We start from the raw sequence: 21,176 nt of genomic DNA, 5'->3' as shown, positions 1-21,176 counted from the left end.
ACCGGGTCCCGGCTGCCCATATATTACGGCAACCGCCCAGGAAAGCGCTTTCAGTGCGGTGTGCGGCTGGAACGGCCAGGACGGCGTCGGCCGGAGTCCCTTCTGTCAGGAGCGTGAAGTTGGCGAGCCGAGACCCGCAGCGACCCAACGTCCTCTTCGTTCTCAGCGACGACCAAGGGCCCTGGGCCATGGGTTGCGCCGGCAACGACGAGATCCGCACGCCACGGCTGGACGCCCTGGCGGCCTCCGGGACCCGGCTGGAGAACTTTTTCTGCGCCTCGCCGGTGTGCTCGCCGGCGAGGGCGAGTCTGTTCACCGGCCAGATTCCGTCACGGCACGGGGTGCACGACTACCTCGACGGCGTGCACGTCGGCCCGGACGCGGTGGACTACCTCGCCGGGCAACGGCTGTTCACCGACGAGCTGGCCGACGCCGGGTATCGGCTGGGCCTGACCGGCAAGTGGCACCTGGGCGCCAACGACCGGCCGCGACCGGGGTTCGTCCACTGGTATGCCCACAAGAGCGGCGGCAGCCCGTACTTCGGGGCGCCGATGCACCGCGACGGCCGGGCGGAAACCGTGGACGGCTACCTCACCGACATCCTGGCCGACGACGCCATCGCCTTCCTGCGGGCCGAGTCCGGGCGGCCCGAACCGTTCTACCTGTCACTGCACTTCACCGCCCCGCACAAACCGTGGACGGGCCAGCACCCGCCCGAGGTCGAGCGCCTCTACGACGACTGCGCCTTCGCCACGTGTCCCCAGGAGCCACACCATCCCTGGGTGCCGCTCGTGGACGGCGCGCCGATCGGGGGCGAGCCGGACACCCGGGCCGCGCTCGTGGGCTACTTCGCCGCCGTTACCGCGATGGACACCGCCGTCGGCCGGGTGCTCGACGTCCTCGCGCAGCAGGGGCTGAGCGACAGCACCCTGGTGGTGTTCAGCAGTGACAACGGGTTCAACGCCGGCCACCACGGCATCTGGGGCAAGGGCAACGGCACGTACCCGCAGAACATGTACGACACCTCGGTCAAGGTCCCGGCCGTCATCGCCCAGCCGGGCCGGGTCCTGGCCGGCCAGGTGCGGCACGAGCTGCTCTCGGCCTACGACCTGGCCGCGACGTTGCTGGAGCTGGTCGGGCTGGACCCGCGCCCGTTCGAGCGGGGCCCGGGCCGGTCGTTCGCCGGGCTGCTCACCGCGGCGGGTACCGGCGACGTGACGCACCGCCCGATCGTGGTCTACGACGAATACGGACCGGTGCGGATGATCCGCACCGGTGCGTGGAAGTACGTGCACCGCTACCCGGACGGCCCGCACGAGCTGTACGACCTCGTGCACGACCCGGGTGAACGGGTCAACCGGGTGGACGGCCCCGACACCCGGGACATCGTCACGCGTCTGCGGGCCGACCTCGAGGGGTGGTTCGTCGCGCACGCGGATCCCGTCCGCGACGGCCGGGCGCTGCCGGTGGTCGGGGCCGGTCAGATCGGACCGGTGGACGCGGACCCGCACGCCGCCTTCCAGCCGCCGAGCTGGGTCGTGCCCACCGGTCCTTGAGCCGGTCGCCGGCGGTCAGGGCAGCAGCCGCTGCGACTGGACCCACCGCCGTACCTCCGTCGCCAGGGTGATCAGCGGCGGTTCGGCCGGGTACCACGCCCGCTCGTACTCCCAGGAGATCCATCCGTCGTATCCGCTGTCCCGCACCGCCGCGGCGACCCGCGCGAGCGGCAGCGCGCCGGTGGCGGGGGGCCGGGGCGTCAGGTCCGCGCGGCCCGCCACGTCCTTGATCTGTAGGTACGCCAGCCGGCCGGCGAGCAGGTCGAGCGAGTCGGCCGGCTCCTCCGCGCCCAGCCAGGTGTGCAGGACGTCCCAGACGACCAGCACGTCGGCGCATCCTGGCTGGTCGATGATCCGGCGTACGTCGGCGGCCCGGCCGTGGCTGTCATGCGTCTCGAGCGCGACGCGGACGCCGAGCCCGGCGCCGGCCGCGACGATCCCCGCCAGTCGCCGTGCCCCACGCCGGTCGTCCGCATCAGTGGCCGCGGCGGTGCGCCGGCCGCCGGGGAACACCCGCAGGTACGCGGCGCCGATGTCGTGGGCCAGCCGCACGTGGGCGAGCCCGGCCGAGAGCACCGCTTCGTCGTCGGCGTCCGGGTCGCAGACCCGGACGTAGCTGGCGACGCTCAGGGCAGTGACGCCCGCCGCGCTCAGCCGGCGCGACACCGCACGCCGTCCGGCGCCGTCCAGGCCGGCGTGCACCGGCTCGTTCGGGCCGGCGCGCAGTTCGAGGCCCTGGTAGCCGTGGTCGATCGCGATGTCGATGACGCTCGGCAGGTCGATGCCCGGGCAACCGAGGGTCGAGAAGGCCAGCGGCATAGGTTTCCCCTTCAATCCTTCTTGAATCGTGTGTTTCCGAACGGCTCTGATGCCTTCAGGCTTTCATCCCCAGGAGGAACCATGTCAGAGCAACCTTCGGGTCTGACGCGACGCAGCGTCCTCTCCGCCGCCGTGGCGGGTGCCGCCATCATCGGCCTGCCGTCGGTTGCCCGGGCCGGCACACCGATCGCCGAAACGGCTCCTGTCGACGTGCCGACCCTCGAACAGCGGGCACTTGAGCTCGAGCCTCCGGTGTTCCTGTTCGAGACGCGCGTACCGGACCAGGTACGGGCGCTGAACGGTTCGCGGCTGAGCATAAGCGGCGACGTGGCACGCGCCGGAGATCACTCCCTGCGGTGGGACTACCAGCCGGGCGGGACGGTTGAGGTACGCGCACCGCTGCACTATCGTCCCAGCTCCTACCGGCCCGGAGGCGACCAGGGCTCCGCCGGCCAGGTCGCCACCTTCTCCGTGTGGCTCTACAACGACCGGCCCGTGGACGACGTCCTGCGGGTCGAGTTCGGCCGGGGCTCCGGCGTGGACGCCAGGTGCGAGATCCACCTCGGGTTCCGCGGCTGGCGCACGGTCTGGATCCGTTACGGCTACGACCTGTCGGGCCGGCCCCACCAGGGGATGAACACCGTGCGGCTCATCGCCCCGCGGCGGGCTTCCGCCGGGACCCTGCACCTGGATCTGCTCATCCTCAACAGCGACGTGCGCCCCGACCACCCCACACCGGACCGGCAGGTCCCCTTCGTCAACGCCGACGTGGCGCTGGCGGACAACGCGCACTGGCTCGCGCTGCTGCGCTTCTCCGGGCTCGCCGCCGGCCCGCTGCCCATGCCCGAACCCACCGCGGCCGAACAGGCCTCCCTCGCCGAGGTGCACGCCTCCTACTACGCGACGGTGCGTAAGTCCGTCAAGGTCACCGCGGACTCGATCGCCGAGCTCGTCGCGGCGATCGACGCGATGGGCGTACCGGCGCAACCGGACACCGGGCGCGGACGCCCGATCATCGGCTACCAGAACGCCGTCTATCCACCGGCGATCGGCGCCGAGCTGACCACGTTCGTCAACGGGGTGGCGCTGCGGGCGTACACCGACCTCATGTACCAGGTGGCCACCGCCTACGACGCGACCACCGTGGCGGAGCACCGCAGCGCCCTGGCCACGCAGTACCTGCGGATGCTCACCCATCTGCGGGAGCAGGGGTGGACCGACGGCAGCGCCCAGGGCACGATCCACCACCTCGGCTACCAGGTCCGCGGGTTCTACGACTCGGTCTACCTGATGCGCGACGTGCTCACCGAGCGGAACCTGCTCGCCGCCGTCCGGGCCGATCTGGCCTGGCTGACCGGGTTCGGGCGGCTGCGCGACGACTGGGGCGACGCCCGGCCCTACGGCGGTGTCTTCGACATCCTCAACACCACCGTTCAGGGCATGCTGGGCACCGCCCTGCTCATGCCCACACCGGCGGCGCAGGTCGCGAACCTGAAGCTGCTCACCGCCTGGCTCGACCGGGCGCTCAGCCCGTCACCCGGCATCGAGGACGGGTTCAAGGTCGACGGCTCGCTCTTCCACCACGTCGGCTTCTACCCCGACTACGCCCGGGACGGGCTCAAGGGCGGATCGCCGACCGTCGCCGCGCTCGCCGGCACGACGTTCGCCGTGTCGCGGGCCGCGCACGAACGATGGAAGCAGGCGCTGCTGCGAATGCGGGTGTACGCCAACGTGAACCAGTGGCCGCTGTCCCTGGCCGCGCGGCACCCCACCGGCCTCACCGGGCTCGCCCTCCCGCCGTACCAGGTGATGACCGAGGCCGGCTCGCCCGACGGCTCGGCCGCGCTGGACCCCGAGATCGGGGCGGCGTTCCTGCGCCTGCTGCCGGCCAAGCCGAGCTCCGTGCAGCAGGCGCTGGCCAAGCGGCTGGCCGCGGCCGGGGTCAAGGCCGAGGCCGCTCCCGAGGGCAACTGGGCGATGAACTACGCGGCCCTGTCGCTGCACCGCCGGAACAACTGGCTGATCGCCGTCCGGGGTCACAACCGGTACCTCTGGAGCTCCGAGATCTACGAAGCCGACAACCTGTACGGCCGCTACACCACCTACGGCCAGATCCAGGTGATGAGCGGTGGCGACCCGATCGACAACCGCGGCAGCGGCTTCCTGCAACCGGGCTGGGACTGGAACCGCTGGCCGGGCACCACGACGATCAACCTGCCCTTCGACCGGCTCAGGGCCGACCTGAGCGGCACGATCGAGGAGATGCTGCTCACCGACTCCCGGTTCGCCGGAGCGGGCTCGATCGACGGCCGCCACGGGGTGTTCGGCATGCAGCTCCACGAGCACCCGAAATACGACGAGTCCCACCGCGCCCGCAAGTCGGTGTTCCTCTTCGACAATCGGGTGGTCGCGATCGGCACGGGCATCACCAACACCGATCCGCAGCACCGGACCGAGACCACGCTGTTCCAGACCCTGCTGCCGCAGGCAACCAGCGCCCAGTACGACTCCGAGCTCGGCCAGATCGCCTCGCTGCCGTACCAGCAGAACCGTGACCTGCAACGACCGGTGTGGATGGTCGACCCCCAGCGCATCGGCTACTACGTTCCGGCCGGGCAGCGGCTCATGCTCAGCCGGGCCACCCAGACCGGCCCCGAGCAGGGTGGCGTCAGCCAGGGCAGCGCGGACTTCGCCGCGGCGTGGCTCGACCACGGCAGCGCCCCCACCGGCGCGTCGTACCAGTACGCCATGGTCGTCGGTGCCGACCAGGCCGCGATGACCGACTTCGCCGCCCGCATGGCGGATGCCGGCCAGGCCCCGTACGTGGTGCTGCGCGCGGACGACAAGGCGCACGTGGTGCGGGACCGGGCCACCGGGATCACCGGCTACGTGGTGTTCGAGCCGCTGTCCGGGCTCGCCGAGGGGCGGCTGGCCGCGGTGGACACCCCCTCGTTGCTGCTGGCCCACGACGACGGCGCCGACCTCGTGCTGTCGGTCACCGATCCCGACCTGCGGCTGTACGACGGCAAGGACCCGGACCAGTACGACTCGTCCGGGCGGTTCGTGGGCCGGGTCACCCCGTATTCGCGTCCGTGGCGCCGCTCACCCAGCGCCGCGCACCGGCTGCGGCTCGTCCTGAACGGCCGGTGGCAGTTGGCCGGCGAGCAGCCGCGGGTGGCGGTCGAGTCCGTCGCCGCGGCGACGGTGGTCGCCGTGCTCTGCCAGCACGGCGACAGCGTGCAGTTCCGCCTTCGGCCCGCCTGACCGGGACGCTGCGGGGCCGCCGCCGCCGGCCCCGCAGCCCGCCCCCTTGGCTCGTTGATCTTGCAGTTGTGGTGCCTGGACACTCCCGGCATGCCCGGTTTGTCAGGCACCACAACTGCAAGATCAACGAGGGGGCTAGCCGACGCGGAACACGCCCTGGTTGATCGCGTGGGCGGGCCAGCGGGTCTCGGTGACCCAGGGCAGATGCCGGACCTCGGCGCCGCGGTCGACCCGTGCGCCGTCGGGCAGCCAGGTGACAGCCAGCGACGCGATCAGCGGGGCGGGATCCCACGGCTGGCCGGTCAGGGCGACCACGCAGGCGAGCCGCACCTCGAAGTCGGCGCCGGAGGGCAGCCGCAACCACGGCACGGCGACGTGCGAGCCGAACGCCGTGTCCTGTGCGTCGAGGGTGACGTCGATGCGGGCTTCACCGGTCTCGCCGGCGATGAGGGCGATCAACGTCGAGAGCCCGTCGGGGCGGCTCGCGCGGATCCACCGGTCGCCGGTGGTGACGGACAGGGGCGAGTCCGCGGAGACGGCGTACCCGCTGATCCGCAACGGCAGGGCGACGGCGCCGCGCAGCCGGAACAGCCGCAGCTCGGCGGGGCCGAAGACGGTGGTGGCGACATCGACGCGTACGTCCCGTCCGTGGCCGTCCAGGTCGAAGCGGGACGAGGCGCTGCCGGGCCGGGTCGTACCGCCGAGCAGCCCCCGGTGCACCGAGGCGCCGGGATCGGCAAACGCCACGTCGACCCGGTTGTCGCGCACGGGGGCATCCACCGGCGCGGTGCGGGTGCTGAACGCGAGCCGGCGGTAGAGCGGATCGTCCTTGCGCGGGTGCCCGTCGCTGCCGTGGTTGAGCAGCCGCACGATCCCGTCGGCGCGCGTGCCGTGGACCAGCCAGCCGGGCCCCGGCAGGGGGCGCAGCACGTCGCGCTCCTCCAGTTCCAGGGGCTCCTCGGGCGCTGTCCACACCGGATGGTCGGCCGGCAGCAGCAGGCCGAGGAATCCCTTGCTGGCCCAGTGCGGCGAGCCGGGTGCGTTGTAGGGCTGCAGCAGGCTGCCGGTGTCCCGGTGCCAACCCAGCCCGAGCGTGCCGCCGGCGCCGACCCCGTGGTCGACGAAGTGCCGTACCACGCCGCTGGCCAGCCGGCGGGTCCGACCGGGGGACAGCGGCGTGGCGTCCTGGAGGACTCCCATCCAGAAGGGTGCCACCACGCCCCAGCGGTAGATCAGGGAACGCCCCTGGAGGATCGGGCTGCCCGTACCGTCGAACAGGTGCTGGTAGTCGTCGAGGAACATCCGCAGCCGGGTGCGGTAGGTCTGGGCGAAGTGCGGTCCCGCGACCTCGCCCAGCATGTCGGTGATGAAGAACGGGTACAGGTGGAAGGTCCAGGCGTTGTAGTGGTCGAAGCGCCGGCCCCGGCCGTCGGTGTACCAGCCGTCCCCGGCGTACCAGTCCTCGATGCGTGCCAGTCCGCCGTCGATCTCCAGCTTGTCGTGGTCGGCTCCCACCGAGGCCAGGAAGGCCTGGACCGTCGCGCCGAACAGCACGTGGTTGTTGTCGGCGCTCCAGGCACCGGCCGACCCGGCCAGCCAGGCGACCAGCCGTTGCCGGACGGCGTCGGGGAGCCGGTCCCACAGCCAGGGCCGGGTCCAGTGCAGCGCGATCGCGATCGCGGTCGCCTCGACCAGGGGCTGACCGTGGTGCCCGATGGCCGGCCAGGCCTCGGGATGCCCGGGGTCGGGGCCGGCCGCCAGCGCGGCGGCGTACCACTCGCACAGGCCCTCGTCGCGTCCCCGTGCGCCGGCGATCCGGAGCGCCGCGAGCAGGAACGTCCGGGCGAAGCCCTCCAACTCGTCGGTGTCGTCCTGTTCGCGCCCGCGCGCCGGGAACCGCACCCGGGCGTGCGACGGCGAGGAGTGCGCTCGCGCACCTTCCAGGAGACGATCGGCGAGGGACTCCCAGTGCCGGCGGGTCCAGCCGCTGTAGGCCGAGCGAGTCCGGTCGGGGGGAGGAAGCGCGGCGACCATCAGGTGCGGGAGGCCGGGGAGGGCAGAGCGCCGACCACGACCGGTTTGCCGAGGGCGGCGGACTCGTACGCGGCCAGCACCAGCTCGACCACGTGCTGACCGTGGTCGAGGCTGACCCGGGGCGGCGCACCCTCCACGGCGGCCACGAAGTCGGCCAGTTGGGCGCGGAACGCATCCGGAATGCCGGAGCTGCTGGGCTCCAGCACGATCCGGGTGCGACCGTCCCGGCGGATGAAGGTGCCGCGTCGCGGATCGGCGGTGACCACGCCGCGCTCGCAGACCACCATCAGCTCGTCGACCTTCCGCGGCGGGTCGGAGACGATCGATATCGACGCGGCCACGTCGTTGGCCAGCTCGAGATGGATGGTCCCGTCGGTCTCGACCGGGACGCCGAAGCGCCGTGACGTGGCCGCGGTCATCCGCACCGCGCCCGCGCCCGCCCCGCCGAGCCAGACCGACCGGTCCAGGCAGTGCGCCCCGATGTTCATCAGCGCGCCCCCGCCGGCGATCTCGGTGGAGAAGAACCACGCGGAACGCGTGCCCGGCCGGTAGTCGGTGCTGCGGTAGTCGTGCACCATGACGGGGGAGCCGCACTCGCCCTGCGCGAGCACCGCCTCCGCCGCCACCTTCTCGGGCAGGAAGTGCTGGATGTGGCCGACGACCAGGGTGACCTCGGCCGCTTCGCACGCCGCGCGCATCGTGTCGCAGTCGGCCAGCGAGGTCGCCATCGGCTTCTCCACCAGGATGTGCAGGCCCAGTTCCGCGGCGTCGACCACCATCTCGCGGTGCAGCGCGTGCGGCGTGTTGACGATGACGGCGTCGACCAGCCCGCTGCCGATCAGCCTCCGGTAGTCGGTGAAGGTCGCGGCCCCCCGGGGCGCGGCGACACGACGGGCGGCGTCCTCGACCAGGTCGCACACAGCGGTCAGCCGTACGTGTGGCAGGGACTCCGCGGCGCGTGCGTGTAGTTCCGCTACCGCGCCGGCTCCGATCAGCCCGATACGCATGGGCCTCCTTGACTCGCGATTGCCTTCATTTCTGTCACTGCCGCACCGGCCGGGCACCGCATGAGGCGCGGATGACGATGCGCGGCCGGAGGCGTACCTGGTGGAGTGGACAGGCATCGCCCTCGGCCAGGCGGCGCAGCAACACCTCGGCGGCCATCCGACCGACGCGGTACTTCGGGGGAGACACCGCCGTCAGCGGCACCTCGGCGACGTCAGCGGTCTCGTCGTCGTACGAGACCAGTGCCAGTTGCTCGGGGATTCGCAGGCCCCGGCGGCGGGCCGCGCCTTCGATGAACGCGGCTTCCCGGTCGCCGAGCACCAGGGCGGCGGTCACCGACGAGTCCACCAACCGGGCCAGGAACTCGTCCGCCACGTCGGGACCCCACCGCTCCTTGACCGCGGAGTGCCGTAGGTCGGTCGCCAGGCCCAGATCCCGCATGCCCCGATCGAACCCCTGCAGCACGGCCGCCTCCGTGGGGTTGTTGCAGCGGGTCACGAGGGCGATCCGCTCGTGTCCGAGGCGGTGCAGGTGCATCACCGCGTCGTACGCCCCGGCCTGGTGGTCGGAGCAGACGTGCTCGGTCCGGTCGCCGGGCCCGGCGTCGGCCAGGCGGCGCTCGAGAAAGACCGCCGGCACGGGCAGGGACATCAACTGGTCGGCCCGGCCCGCCGGGTCGTCCAGTCCGAGCAGTGTCGGCACCAGGAGCAGGCCGTCGACGCCGGAGTCGAGCAGGAACCGCAGGTCGAGTTCCTCCTCCCGCCGGTCGTAGTGGTAGGTGGCCAACTGCAGGCGGGCGCCCGCCGCGGACAGGGCCTCTTCGATGCCCTGGAGGACGCGCGGGTAATAGAGCTGAGTGTCCGGCACGAGCACGCCGATGGAGCATCGAGCGCGTGATCCGCGGCGGTCGGGCGTGGTCACGAAGGTGCCGGCGCCCTGCCGGCGGACGACGAGCCCTTGCCCGACCAACTCCTCGTAGGCCCGGCGGACCGTCGTCATCGACAGGCCGGTTTCCTTGGCCAACTGGTTCTCGGTGGGCAGTTTGGTGCCGGCGGCCCAGTCGCCGGCAAGAATCCCGCGCCGCAGCTCACCGGCGAGTTGCTGGAACTTCAGGTCGCGAGCCGAGGTGTCCCGGGCCGACCTGGGGCCGCGAGGAGCGGCAGCCGGCTTGATGTCCACCATGTCCTCCTCGGGTCGTGCCGGGCTGGGTGCCCGCCCATTTTCCCCGCACAGAAGACAGGATTAAAGAAGTAATAAGCGAGGAGCCCGGTTGCCACCCGCCGCGATCGTGGAGTCATGGTCCCGACTTTACGATGATTTGTCGGATAAGTTGGGGACCGCAATTCCACGATCGCGGCGGGGCGAGGAGTGGGGTGGCGGAGGGGCGGGGAGCCGGGTCGAGGCTGGATCTTTGGATTACTTCTTGAATCCTCTCTTTGTGGGTCGGAACAGTTCGTGCACTCGCAGCCCGTCGGCTGCCCTGTTTCGGGAGGTGTTGGTCCATGACCCGGGCTCATCCAGCACGCCGGTCCATGAGGCTCGCGGTCGGTGCCGCGGCTGTCGTGGCGCTGGCCCTGACCGGTTGCTCCTCGACGGCTGCCGATAAGCCAAGCCAGGAGCTCACGTACTGGTCCATGTGGAAGAGCGACGAGCCGCAGCAGAAGGTGCTGGCCGGTGCCATCGCGGACTTCGAGAAGGAACGTGGCGTCAAGGTCGACGTCCAGTGGCAGGGGCGGAACAACCTGCAGAAGCTGGTTCCCGCGCTGAACACGGACAACGTGCCGGACCTCGTCGACGGCCCGTACGTCAAGATGTATCCGGCACTGGTGGCCACGGAGCAGGCGCTCGGTCTGACCGAAGCCTATGCGGCGCAGGTCGACGGCAAGACCGCGGCCGAGCAGATTCCCGGCAAGCTTCTGAAGACCATCGACATCAAGTACGCCAACGGCCAGCCGTGGATGCTGCCGTACCAGATCCAGTCGGACGCGATCTGGTTCAACGCCGCGAAGCACCCCGAACTGAAGACCAACCCGCCGAAGACCTGGGACGAGTTCATCGCCCTGCTCGACCGGCTCAAGGCCCAGGGGCAGACGCCGCTCGCCGCCGACGGTGACATCGCCGGTTACAACGCGGCCTTCTTCAGCACCCTGCTGGTGCGCAACAGCGGGCCGGGCGCGCTGATGAAGCTGGCCTCCGACAAGACCGGGGCGGCGTGGGACGACCCGGCGGTGCTCGACGCCGCCAAGAAGGTCGAGCAGTTGGTCAAGGGCGGTTACCTCATCAAGGGCTACAACGCCAGCAAGTGGCCCGCCCAGCAGCAGAAGTGGGCCAACGGCGAGGCCGCGCTGATGTTCATGGGGTCGTGGTTGCCGACCGAGTCGGCCACCTACGCCGCGGCCGGGTTCGAATACGGGTCCTTCCCGTTCCCGACCACCGGTTCGGCCGACAGCATGCGGGCCGACTTCTCCGGCTTCGCCGTGCCGAAGAAGGCGAAGAACGCCAAGCTGGCGCAGGAGTTCGCCGCCTTCTTCCTGCGCAAGCAGTACCAGGACAAGTGGGGCGTCGACGCCAAGGTGATCCCGGTCCGTAGCGACGCGGCGACCGCGCCGGAGATGGCCAGTGTGAAGACGGCGCTGGACAAGGTGTCCACCTACCACCAGCAGAACGACGGGGTCGCCTTCCCCGGATACAACGAGAAGACCTTCTGGGCCAAGGACGACGAACTGTTCCTCGGCAAGATCTCGGCGCAGGATTTCGTGCGTCAGATGAAGGAGGCGCAGATCGCGTACTGGAAGACCCAGAAATGACGACGAGGGTTCTGCCGGCCACGTCCAAGGCACCGACAGGCGCCCGTCCGCGCTCGGCCCGTCGCGGCGGCTCCCTGGCTGATCAGCGGCGTCGCCTGCTGGTTCCGTTCGTGGGTCCGGCCCTGGTGTTCTACGTGGTCCTGTTCGTCGTCCCGATCCTCGGCGCGGTGTGGATCAGCTTCCACGAATGGGCCGGCTCGGGGCCGATGACCTGGAACGGCGTGGACAACTACAGCGGACTGGTGAAGGACCCGCTGTTCCGGCAGTCCCTCGCCAACACGCTGAAACTGCTGTTCATCGTCGGAATCGTGGTCTTCGTCCTCAGCTTCGCGATGACGCTGATCCTGCGGGACATGGCGGGCCGAAAGCTCGTGCGGTCCGTCATCTTCTTCCCGCACCTGATCAACGCCCTGGTCTACGGCGTTCTCGCCGGCTTCATCTTCAACCCGGGCGGTCTGGCCAACTCGCTGCTCAAACCGCTCGGCGTCGACTCGCCGCCGGAGTGGCTGGCGCAGGACAACCTGTTCCCGCTGATCATGTTGACGATGGTCTGGATGACCACCGGCTACTACACCACGATCCTGATGGCGGGCGTCGACAGGATCCCCCGCTACTACTACGAGGACTGCGCGCTGGCCGGTGCTAACGCGTGGCAGCGGCTCCGGCACGTCGTGCTGCCCCTGACGTGGGACGTGTTCGGGGTCTGCGCGGTGCTGTGGACGATCTCGTCGGTGAAGATCTTCGAGATCGTCTGGATCTTCGGCGGCAGCAGCGGCAACGGCATCCCACCGGCCAAGACCTGGACGGCGGCGGTGTACACCTACGCGACGGCGTTCTCGGGCGACTCCATTCCGGCCTACGGCGCGGCCACGGCCTCGGCGATGCTGTCCCTGCTCCTGGTGACCGTGCTGGTCGTCCTGCTCCGGCGCCTGATGCGTCGTGACGTCATCGAGTTCTGAGAGGCCCCGCAGATGCGTTCATCGTCCTCAATCGTCCGGCGGCGCCCGACCCGCCGGCGGGGTCCGGCGTTGCTGCACGGCACCGGACCGATTCGCCGCCTGGGCGTCGCGCTCATGTGGCTGATCGTCCTCGCGAACGTCGCCGGCCTGGTCTGGATGGTCCTGCAAGCGTTCCGTGACACGCGTTCGATCCTCGCCAGCCCGTGGGAGTTGCCGCACGCGGCCTCGGTCGAGAACTTCGTGCAGGCCTGGACCGTCAGCGATTTCGCCACGGCGACCTGGAACAGCACCTGGGTGACCGTGGTGTCCTCGGTGCTGACGGTCGCCGTGGCGGCACCCGCCGCCTACTACCTCAGCCGGCAGGAGTCCCGGCTCAGCCGGGGCCTCACGCTGTTCTTCGTGCTGGGGCTCGGCGTGCCGGCCCAGGTCATCCTGATCCCGTTGTTCGTCATGCTCAACTCGGTCCACCTGGTCGACAGCCTCATCGGCCTCAACCTGATCTACATCGGGCTGTCCATGCCGTTCACGGTCTTCCTGCTGACCGGGTTCTTCCGTTCGCTGCCGATGGAGCTGGAGGAGGCCGCCGCGTTGGACGGCGCGTCGCCGACAGGCGTCTTCTGGCGGGTCATGCTGCCGGTCGCGAAGGGCGGCATCCTGACCGCGTTCGTCCTGCAGCTCATCGGGCACTGGAACGAAACCCTGCTCGCCCTGACGTTCCTGCAATCGACGGAGAACTACACCCTGCCGGTGGCGCTCATCTCGTTCGTGCAGCAGCAGACGTACAGCGGCGCGGACTGGGGCGGCCTGTTCGCCGGGTTGTGCATCATCGTCATTCCCATGCTCGCCGTCTACGTGTGGCTCGGCCGGCGGCTGACCGAGGGGCTCACGTTGGGCATGGGCAAGTGACGGCGGCGCCGAACCTGCTGTTCGTCATCGCCGACCAGTGGCGGGCCGGCGCGCTGGGATTCCTGGGTGAGGACCCGGTGCTCACGCCGGCACTGGACGAACTGGCGAGCAGGTCCCGGGTGCTCACGGACGCGGTGAGCACCTACCCGGTGTGCAGTCCCTGCCGGGCGATGCTGATGAGCGGGCAGTATCCGCACCGCAACGGGGTGCCGTTCAACGTCAACTCCGCCACCGCCCCCGACGTCGGCCTTCGGCCGGAGACCCGGTGCTGGTCGGACGTGCTGTCCGACGCCGGCTTCGCGTTGGGTTACATCGGGAAGTGGCACCTCGAGGCCCCGGTCGACGACGACGCCGTGTACGGGGAGGGCCGCCGCGACGACGGCAAGGTGTGGGACGCCTATACCCCGCCGGAGCATCGGCACGGGTTCGACTTCTGGTACTCCCACGGCTGCTGCGACAACCACGCGCAACCACACTTCTGGGTGGGCGACGCACCGCGGGAGGAGGTCCTGCGGGTCGATCAGTGGTCCGCCGAGCACGAGACCGACGTCGCCGTCGACTACCTGCGCACGGCGGCGCGGCACTATCGCGAGCGCGCGCAGCGCTTCGCGCTCGTGCTGTCGTACAACCCGCCGCACCAACCGTTCGACCATGTGCCCGACCGCTACCGGGGACGCTACGAGGGACGGGATCCCCGGGATCTGCTGCGCAGGCCGAACGTCGATTGGGGCACCCCGGCCGCGGCCGAGGCGGCCGACGCGGCGCCGTTGTACTACGCCGCGATCACCGGCGTCGACGAGCAGATCGGGCGGCTGCTCGCCGTGCTGGACGACGAGGGGCTCACCGGTGACACGATCGTCGTGTTCACCTCCGATCACGGTATGCAACTGGGCAGCCACGGTCTGGTCTACAAGAACGTGCCGTACGAAGAGTCGATGCGGGTTCCGTTCCTGGTCAGTTGGCCCGGACACATCGAGCCGGGCCACGACGACCTGCTGCTCGGCTCGCCCGACGTGGCCGCCACGCTGCTGGGACTGCTCGGTCAGGCGGGAAACCGCCCGCCGGCGATGCAGGGCCGCGACCTGTCCGGCCAACTGTTGACGGCGGGCGGCCCGGAGACCGCGGGCCGGCCGGAAGCGGCGCTGTACATCGGCCCGGGCCGGGAGAACCTGCGCCTGGACGTGCGTGGGCTGCGCACGCGGACCCACAAGCTGATCGTCGAAGCGCCGCCCGGCGAGCCGCTGCGTCACCGGCTGTTCGATCTGGTCGCCGACCCCTACGAGCGCACCGACGTCGCCGGCGACCAGCCGGACGTCGTCGCGTCGACGGCCGAGCTGCTGTGCCGCGAACTCGACCGCACCGGTGATCCCTGGCCCGGTCGCCGGAAGGTGGAGCAGGAACTGGTGGCAAGGAGCCACCGGTGAGCGCCGGCCGGCGACCGAACATTGTGCTGATCATGACGGACCAGCACGCCGCCCACCTGCTCGGTTGTGCCGGCGACGAGCAGGTCGCCACCCCGAACCTGGACGCGCTGGCGGCCGGCGGGGTCCGCTTCACCCGGGCGTACACCACGTTTCCGCTGTGTGTGCCGGCCCGCAGCAGCATGGTCACCGGCCGCTATCCGCACCAGTTGGGTGTCGGCGGCAATCAGGGCGACGGCCTGGAGCCGGGCCGCGGCGGGGACTCCCTGGGCCACCTCCTGCACTCGGCCGGGTACGACTGCGTCTTCGCCGGCAAGTGGCACGCCCGGCAGCCGAGTGCCTCGCCGGCCGACGGCTTCTCGGTCCTGGCACCGTTCGGCGACGCCGGGCTGGCCGAAACGTCCGCGGACTGGCTGCGCGAGCGGGCGGCGGCCGGCCCGGCGCGGCCGTTCTTCCTTACGGTCTCCTTCGACGACCCGCACAGCATCTGCGAACTCGCCCGTGCCCAGCACCTGCCGTACGGCGACGTGGCGGATGCGCCGGTCGCCGACACGCCGAATCTCCCGCTCAACTTCGGCCGCCACCCGTACGAACCCGAGGCGGTGCGCTTCGAGCAGGCCGCCCGGGCGTCGATGTACGGCACAGGTGAGTACCAGCCGGACGACTGGCGCCGGTATCGGTACGCGTACCGGCGGCTCGTGGAGCGCGCCGACGCCAACGTCGGCCTGGTCCTCGACGCGCTGGCCGGCAGCGGTCTCGCCGATGACACGGTGGTGGTCTTCACCAGCGATCACGGTGACGGGGACGCGGCACACGCCTGGAACCAGAAGACCGCGTTGTACGAGGAGTGCGCGCGGGTACCGCTGATCGTGCGCCGGCCCGGGCACTACCCGGCCGGGCAGGTGTGCGACGAGCCGGTCTCGGTCGGGCTGGACCTACTGCCGACGCTGTGCGCGGTGGCGGGTGTCCGGCCGCCCGAGGGCCTTGACGGCATCGACTGGGGCCGGCTGCTGAGCGACGCGGACGGCCACGGCGGGCCGGCCGGACACCGCGAGGTGGTGGTCGAAACCCGCTTCGAGCGGGCGGACCCGCCGCTGACCTCGGGCCGGGCGCTGATCACCGAGCGGTACAAGTACGTGGTCTATAGCTGGGGACGCAATCGGGAGCAGTTGCACGACCTGCGCGAGGACCCCGGCGAGATGCGGAACCTGGCCGTCGAGTCACGCTACGCGCCCGTGCTCGACGAGATGCGGGAACGGCTGCTGGCGTGGGGATTGCGCACCGACGATGCCGGCTTCCTCAAGCGGCTGGTCCATCCGAGCTCGATACCCGACGAGGTGGTGCGGCGCATCTTCGAGGTCCCGTACTAGCACCTACCGCCCCGCGACCGCCCCACCGATCAGGAGACGCGTTGTCCGAGCGCCGCCCGAACGTCGTACTCATCCTCTCCGACGACCACGGCTACGCCGATCGCGGCGCGACGGGCATCCATCCCGACGTGCGGACGCCGGCGCTGGACCGGCTGGCCGCCGAGGGTGTCACGCTCACCGAGGGGTACGTCACGGCGCCGGTGTGCAGCCCGTCGCGGGCCGGGTTGATCGCCGGGCAGTACCAGGCCCGATGGGGTGTGCACTGGTTCGGTGACAGCCGCTACCCCGACCACGCGCCGTCACTGGCCGAGCAGTTCCAGGGGCTCGGCTACGTGACCGGCTACCTGGGCAAGGTGCACTACGGCCCGGAGCGGGTCGGCGAGCGTGGCACGCCCCCGCACCACGGCTTCGACGTCACCTTCTACGGCTTGGCGGGGCAGCAGACCGGGCGGCTGAACTATCTGCGCCACTCCCGGGCCGCGGTGGCGGAGTACGGCGAGTTCGGCACCGCGGTCAGCGCCGTGCAGCCGATGCTGGAGGGCGACACCGAGGTCGACTGCGAGGGCTTCCTGACCGACGAGCTGGGCCGGCGGGCCAGGCGGTTCGTCACCGACAGCGTCCGGGCCGGACAGCCGTTCTTCCTGATGCTGGCCTTCAACGCCGTGCACAACTTCTGCTGGCAGTTACCCGCGGCCGAGCTGGAGAAACGCGGGCTGCCGACGCACGCCGACTATCAAGGCGGGCGCGAGGACTACCTGGACTGGTACGACGGGCAGGTGCGGCCGAATCTCGAAAACGGCCGGGAGTACTACCTGGCACAGTTGGAGTTGATGGACGCCCAGATCGGGCGGCTGCTCGACACGCTCGACGCCCAAGGTGTCGCCGAGGACACGGTGGTGGTGTACCTGACCGACAACGGCGGCTCGAACTGCAACTTCGCCGACAACACACCGCTGCGGGGCACGAAGTACACGCTCTGGGAGGGCGGTGTCCGGGTGCCCTACCTGCTGCGCTGGCCGGCCGGCGGGATCCCGGCCGGCCGGCACCGGGACGGGCCGGTGTCCTCGATGGACCTGTATCCCACGCTGCTGGCCGCCGCGGGAGCGGCACCGGCCGCCTACGCGCACTGCGACGGCAACAACCTGCTGCCGCTGCTGCGCCACGACGACCGTGGCGCCACCCATGCCGTGCTGCACTGGGACAACGGCTTCCAGTGGGCGGTGCGGGCCGGCCGCTGGAAGCTGCTCTGGGTCGATCCGGACAGTGCCGAGGTGCAGGGACTGCGCGACGTCGAGAAGGCCGAGCCCGGCCTCGGCTGGCAGTTGTTCGACCTCGCCGCGGATCCCGCCGAGACGACCGACCTGGCCGCCGCCGAGCCCGGCACAGTGGCCGAGCTGCGGGCGCTGCACGACAGGTGGCGCGCCGAAGTGGCGGGCCGGCACGTCGAGCCGCACCCCGGTCATGCCGGCCGGAAGTGATGGATCTTCGCAGGGGGACGCCGGTGGAACCAGGCGGAGGACGCGGTTGTTGCGCGGCCGGGCGCGTGGGTCCGGCGCCAGCGAGCCGGCAGCCGCGCGGGGTGCGGTCGACCCGCGGGTTCAGGTGCGCGAACGACGGAACGCCAGGGTAGTGCCTCGCCCCTCGCGGGGCACTACCCTGGTCGGCGTCCGAGGGCGTCCACTCGCGCGGTCCAGGTCCGCGCGGCTACGCGTCACCCGTGCTGGGCGCGACCGTGATTGGCACCGGGGTGCCGGTCTCGACGGTCCGTGAGACGGTGCAGAGCCGGTTGTGGGACATCTCGAGCGAGCGGGGCAGGATGTCGCGGGCCGCGTCGCCCGCCGCGCCGTCCGGGAACGTCACGGTGAACTCGACACGCAGGTTTTCCATCCGGTTGCCTCCCGCCTCGTCGCGGACCTTGTCGCCGGTCACCTTCACGACGAATCCGCTCGGCTCGGCGCGCCGGCTCGTGATGAGGTCGACGTCGACGGCGCTGCAGCCACCGAGGGCGGCCAGAAGCAACTCCACCGGGGTGAAGCTGTCGTCGCCGCCCGTGCCGATCGGGATCGAGCCGCCGCGGACGTTGCGTGCGACGTAGTGTCCGGCGCTGGAGCGCTCGATGTCCACCGAGCGCAGGGTGTCGTCACTCATGAGCGCAGAATCTACCCGGATGATCCGCTCGCCGAACTGATCCGCGTGGCGGGGCCTCCCGGCCGGTCGCCCACCGGTGCCGAGCGGGACACGCCGGTCCAAAAACTTGAACTATTCCAGAAAGATGGCCTATGTTGGTCGTGTGATGTTCGACTTCGAGGCGCAGCTCCGGGCGGCCTCGTTGCGTGTGACACGGCCCCGGCTGGCGGTGCTCGCCGTGCTGCGCGACCACCCGCACGTCGACACCGACACGGTGATCGCGCTGGTCCGCGCCGATCATCCAACGGTTTCCCACCAGGCGGTCTACGATGTGCTGCGGGCGCTCACCGAGGCCGGTCTGGTGCGGCGCATCGAGCCTGCCGGCACGACCGCCCGCTATGAGTCTCGGGTCGGGGACAACCATCACCACGTCGTGTGCCGTTCCTGCGGCGTGATCGCCGACGTCGACTGCGCCGCCGGCCGCGCACCCTGTCTCACCGCCTCGGACGATCACGCCTTCGCGGTCGACGAGGCGGAAGTCGTCTATTGGGGCACCTGCCCCGACTGCGCAGCCAAACGCACCTCGCACTGATCGCCAGTTCGGAAGGAAGCAAGGGAAGCAGATGAGCGACACCCAGGACCAGGCCCCCATCAGCGCTCAAGGCGTGGACAACATGGAGTGCCCGGTCGCGCACGACTCCGTGACCGCGCACGGCAGCGAGAGCGAAAACCCGGCGATCGACTCGCCGACCCCGAAGACCGGCGGCCGTCCGCGCACCAATCGGGACTGGTGGCCCAACCAGCTCGACCTCTCGGTGTTGCACGCCCACTCGTCCAAGAGCAATCCGCTGGCGCCGGGCTTCAGCTACGCCAAGGAGTTCCAGCAGCTCGACGTCGAGGCCCTCAAGCAGGACATCATCGAGGTGCTCACCACCTCGCAGGACTGGTGGCCGGCCGACTTCGGCCACTACGGCGGCCTGATGATCCGGATGAGCTGGCACGCCGCCGGCACCTACCGCATCAACGACGGTCGCGGCGGAGCCGGCGACGGCGGGCAGCGGTTCGCCCCGCTCAATAGCTGGCCCGACAACGCCAACCTCGACAAGGCCCGCCGCCTGCTGTGGCCGGTCAAGCAGAAGTACGGCCAGAAGATCTCGTGGGCCGACCTGCTCGTCCTCGCCGGCAACGTCGCCCTGGAGTCGATGGGCTTCAAGACCTTCGGCTTCGGTTTCGGCCGCGAGGACGTCTGGGAGCCCGAGGAGATCTTCTGGGGTCCGGAGGACACCTGGCTCGGCGACGAGCGCTACGTCTCCGAGAAGGAGATGACGGTGGGCGTCGGCGCGACCGAGATGGGCCTCATCTACGTCAACCCGGAGGGTCCCCGCGGCAACGCGGACCCGGCCGCGGCGGCGCACTTCATCCGCGAGACCTTCGCCCGGATGGCGATGAACGACGAGGAGACCGTCGCCCTCATCGCGGGCGGGCACACCTTCGGCAAGACCCACGGCGCCGGCGTCGCCGACGGCCACGTGGGCCTGGAGCCCGAGGCCGCCCCGCTGGAGGCGCAGGGCCTGGGCTGGTTGAGCAGCCACGGCACCGGCAAAGGCGCTGACACGATCACCAGCGGTCTCGAGGTGACGTGGACCGACAGGCCGACGCAGTGGAGCAACCGCTTCTTCGAGATCCTCTTCGGCTACGAGTGGGAGCTCACCACGAGCCCCGGCGGCGCCAAGCAGTGGGTCGCGAAGGACGCCGAGGCGATCATCCCGGACGCTCACGACCCGTCGAAGAAGCACAAGCCGACGATGCTCACGACCGACCTGTCGCTGCGCGTCGACCCGCAGTACGAGAAGATCTCCCGCCGCTTCCTGGAGCACCCCGACGAGTTCGCGCTGGCGTTCGCCAAGGCCTGGTACAAGCTGCTGCACCGCGACATGGGCCCGGTCAGCCGGTTCCTCGGGCCGTGGGTCCCGGAGACCCAGTTGTGGCAGGACCCGGTGCCGGCCGTCGACCACGAGCTCGTGGGCGACGCCGACATCGCCGCCCTCAAGGCGAAGGTCCTGGAGTCCGGCCTCACGACCGCCCAGTTGGTCTCCACCGCCTGGGCCTCCGCGGCGAGCTTCCGGTCCACCGACAAGCGCGGTGGTGCCAACGGTGCCCGGATCCGTCTCGAGCCCCAGCGCGGCTGGGAGGTCAACCAGCCCGAGCAGCTCGCCACGGTCCTGGCGACCCTCGAGGGCATCCAGCGGGAGTTCAACGAGGCCGGCGGCGCGAAGATCTCGCTCGCCGACCTGATCGTGCTGGCGGGCTCGGCCGCGGTCGAGAAGGCGGCGCGTGACGCCGGCGTCGAGGTGACCGTGCCGTTCCACCCGGGCCGCACCGATGCCTCCCAGGAGCAGACCGACGTCGAGTCCTTCCGGGTCCTCGAGCCGCGCGCCGACGGGTTCCGCAACTACCTGCGTCCCGGTGAGAAGACCCAGCCGGAGGTACTGCTCGTCGACCGTGCCTACATGCTCGACCTGACCGCGCCCGAGATGACCGTCCTCATCGGCGGCCTGCGCTCCCTCGGCGCCAACTTCGGCGGCACCCGGCACGGCGTCCTCACCGACCGGCCCGGCGTGCTCACCAACGACTTCTTCGCCAACCTGCTCTCCCCGGGCACCCGGTGGAAGGCGTCGGAGTCCGATGAGCACGTGTACGAGATCCGCGACCTGGCCACCGACGAGGTGAAGTGGACCGCCACCGCGGTCGATCTCATCTTCGGCTCCAACTCCCAGCTACGGGCGCTCGCGGAGGTCTACGCCAGCCACGACGCCCGCGACAAGTTCGTGGCCGACTTCGTCGCGGCCTGGACCAAGGTCATGGACCTCGACCGGTTCGACCTCGCCTGAACCGGCTGCCGTCGACG

The 21,176-nt window shown here is 70.7% G+C and carries 15 protein-coding genes; 10 read left to right on the top strand and 5 right to left on the bottom strand.

Annotated features, from left to right (window positions below):
- Window positions 1-113: 113 nt before the first annotated feature.
- Complete coding sequence (locus tag Drose_RS24260) at window positions 114-1,556, top strand: sulfatase-like hydrolase/transferase (RefSeq protein WP_260723605.1); 1,443 nt, start codon at window positions 114-116, stop codon at window positions 1,554-1,556.
- Between the two features lie 15 nt (window positions 1,557-1,571).
- On the opposite strand, the gene Drose_RS24255 is transcribed toward Drose_RS24260, so the two are convergent.
- A complete protein-coding gene (locus Drose_RS24255) occupies window positions 1,572-2,375 on the bottom strand; it encodes a sugar phosphate isomerase/epimerase family protein (protein ID WP_260723604.1) in 804 nt (267 codons plus the stop codon).
- A gap of 81 nt (window positions 2,376-2,456) precedes the next feature.
- On the opposite strand from Drose_RS24255, the gene Drose_RS24250 reads away from it, so the two are divergent.
- Entirely contained in the window at window positions 2,457-5,639 is a 3,183-nt protein-coding gene (locus tag Drose_RS24250; RefSeq protein ID WP_260723603.1) for a chondroitinase family polysaccharide lyase, read from the top strand.
- Between the two features lie 135 nt (window positions 5,640-5,774).
- Here the strand turns inward: Drose_RS24250 and Drose_RS24245 are convergent, their stop codons facing one another.
- The 3 genes from Drose_RS24245 to Drose_RS24235 are packed head-to-tail and all read right to left on the bottom strand — an operon-like array spanning window position 5,775 to window position 9,860.
- Window positions 5,775-7,673 (bottom strand): DUF2264 domain-containing protein, encoded by a 1,899-nt coding sequence (locus Drose_RS24245; RefSeq protein ID WP_260723602.1) that lies wholly within the window; start codon window positions 7,671-7,673, stop codon window positions 5,775-5,777.
- Window positions 7,673-8,680 carry a Gfo/Idh/MocA family protein gene (locus tag Drose_RS24240; RefSeq protein ID WP_260723601.1) on the bottom strand — a complete coding sequence of 336 codons (1,008 nt, stop codon included), beginning with the start codon at window positions 8,678-8,680 and terminating at the stop codon, window positions 7,673-7,675. The genes Drose_RS24245 and Drose_RS24240 overlap by 1 nt, the downstream gene beginning before the upstream one ends.
- Window positions 8,681-8,714: 34 nt before the next feature.
- Window positions 8,715-9,860 carry a GntR family transcriptional regulator gene (locus tag Drose_RS24235; RefSeq protein WP_260723600.1) on the bottom strand — a complete coding sequence of 382 codons (1,146 nt, stop codon included), beginning with the start codon at window positions 9,858-9,860 and terminating at the stop codon, window positions 8,715-8,717.
- Window positions 9,861-10,210: 350 nt separating this feature from the next.
- On the opposite strand from Drose_RS24235, the gene Drose_RS24230 reads away from it, so the two are divergent.
- From Drose_RS24230 to Drose_RS24205, 6 genes are all read left to right on the top strand, one after another.
- Entirely contained in the window at window positions 10,211-11,485 is a 1,275-nt protein-coding gene (locus tag Drose_RS24230; protein ID WP_260723599.1) for an ABC transporter substrate-binding protein, read from the top strand.
- Between the two features lie 110 nt (window positions 11,486-11,595).
- Window positions 11,596-12,444 carry a carbohydrate ABC transporter permease gene (locus Drose_RS24225; protein ID WP_260723598.1) on the top strand — a complete coding sequence of 283 codons (849 nt, stop codon included), beginning with the start codon at window positions 11,596-11,598 and terminating at the stop codon, window positions 12,442-12,444.
- A gap of 12 nt (window positions 12,445-12,456) precedes the next feature.
- On the top strand, window positions 12,457-13,350 hold the full coding sequence (locus Drose_RS24220; protein ID WP_260723597.1) for a carbohydrate ABC transporter permease: 894 nt from the start codon (window positions 12,457-12,459) through the stop codon (window positions 13,348-13,350).
- Complete coding sequence (locus tag Drose_RS24215) at window positions 13,347-14,774, top strand: sulfatase family protein (protein ID WP_260723596.1); 1,428 nt, start codon at window positions 13,347-13,349, stop codon at window positions 14,772-14,774. The genes Drose_RS24220 and Drose_RS24215 overlap by 4 nt, the downstream gene beginning before the upstream one ends.
- Window positions 14,775-14,806: 32 nt before the next feature.
- A complete protein-coding gene (locus Drose_RS24210) occupies window positions 14,807-16,141 on the top strand; it encodes a sulfatase family protein (protein WP_260723595.1) in 1,335 nt (444 codons plus the stop codon).
- A 41-nt stretch (window positions 16,142-16,182) separates the two neighbouring features.
- Window positions 16,183-17,619: a sulfatase family protein gene (locus Drose_RS24205; RefSeq protein ID WP_260723594.1), complete on the top strand. Its 1,437-nt coding sequence runs from the start codon at window positions 16,183-16,185 to the stop codon at window positions 17,617-17,619.
- Between the two features lie 226 nt (window positions 17,620-17,845).
- Here the strand turns inward: Drose_RS24205 and Drose_RS24200 are convergent, their stop codons facing one another.
- Window positions 17,846-18,289, bottom strand: a complete 444-nt coding sequence (locus Drose_RS24200; RefSeq protein ID WP_260723593.1) for an OsmC family protein — start codon at window positions 18,287-18,289, stop codon at window positions 17,846-17,848.
- 145 nt (window positions 18,290-18,434) lie between these two features.
- Between Drose_RS24200 and Drose_RS24195 the strand changes: the two genes are divergently transcribed.
- Together Drose_RS24195 and katG are read left to right on the top strand one after the other, a co-directional pair.
- Window positions 18,435-18,860 (top strand): Fur family transcriptional regulator, encoded by a 426-nt coding sequence (locus Drose_RS24195; RefSeq protein ID WP_260729798.1) that lies wholly within the window; start codon window positions 18,435-18,437, stop codon window positions 18,858-18,860.
- Between the two features lie 31 nt (window positions 18,861-18,891).
- A complete protein-coding gene (gene katG, locus Drose_RS24190; protein WP_260723592.1) occupies window positions 18,892-21,159 on the top strand; it encodes a catalase/peroxidase HPI in 2,268 nt (755 codons plus the stop codon).
- Window positions 21,160-21,176 lie beyond the last annotated feature (17 nt).

The sequence above is a fragment of the Dactylosporangium roseum genome (genome assembly GCF_025264685.1).
GTDB classification, from domain to species: Bacteria; Actinomycetota; Actinomycetes; order Mycobacteriales; family Micromonosporaceae; genus Dactylosporangium; species Dactylosporangium roseum.
This window is presented reverse-complemented; position numbering and strand designations above follow the sequence as displayed.

What these genes read in the sequence shown, in the direction of transcription:
- Drose_RS24255 (WP_260723604.1), bottom strand. Translation starts at nt 2,375, where the DNA reads ATGCCGCTGGCCTTCTCGACCCTCGGTTGCCCGGGCATCGACCTGCCG.
- Drose_RS24250 (WP_260723603.1), top strand. Translation starts at nt 2,457, where the DNA reads ATGTCAGAGCAACCTTCGGGTCTGACGCGACGCAGCGTCCTCTCCGCC.
- Drose_RS24245 (WP_260723602.1), bottom strand. Translation starts at nt 7,673, where the DNA reads ATGGTCGCCGCGCTTCCTCCCCCCGACCGGACTCGCTCGGCCTACAGC.
- Drose_RS24240 (WP_260723601.1), bottom strand. Translation starts at nt 8,680, where the DNA reads ATGCGTATCGGGCTGATCGGAGCCGGCGCGGTAGCGGAACTACACGCA.
- Drose_RS24235 (WP_260723600.1), bottom strand. Translation starts at nt 9,860, where the DNA reads ATGGTGGACATCAAGCCGGCTGCCGCTCCTCGCGGCCCCAGGTCGGCC.
- Drose_RS24230 (WP_260723599.1), top strand. Translation starts at nt 10,211, where the DNA reads ATGAGGCTCGCGGTCGGTGCCGCGGCTGTCGTGGCGCTGGCCCTGACC.
- Drose_RS24220 (WP_260723597.1), top strand. Translation starts at nt 12,457, where the DNA reads ATGCGTTCATCGTCCTCAATCGTCCGGCGGCGCCCGACCCGCCGGCGG.
- Drose_RS24210 (WP_260723595.1), top strand. Translation starts at nt 14,807, where the DNA reads ATGACGGACCAGCACGCCGCCCACCTGCTCGGTTGTGCCGGCGACGAG.
- Drose_RS24200 (WP_260723593.1), bottom strand. Translation starts at nt 18,289, where the DNA reads ATGAGTGACGACACCCTGCGCTCGGTGGACATCGAGCGCTCCAGCGCC.
- Drose_RS24195 (WP_260729798.1), top strand. Translation starts at nt 18,435, where the DNA reads ATGTTCGACTTCGAGGCGCAGCTCCGGGCGGCCTCGTTGCGTGTGACA.
- katG (WP_260723592.1), top strand. Translation starts at nt 18,892, where the DNA reads ATGAGCGACACCCAGGACCAGGCCCCCATCAGCGCTCAAGGCGTGGAC.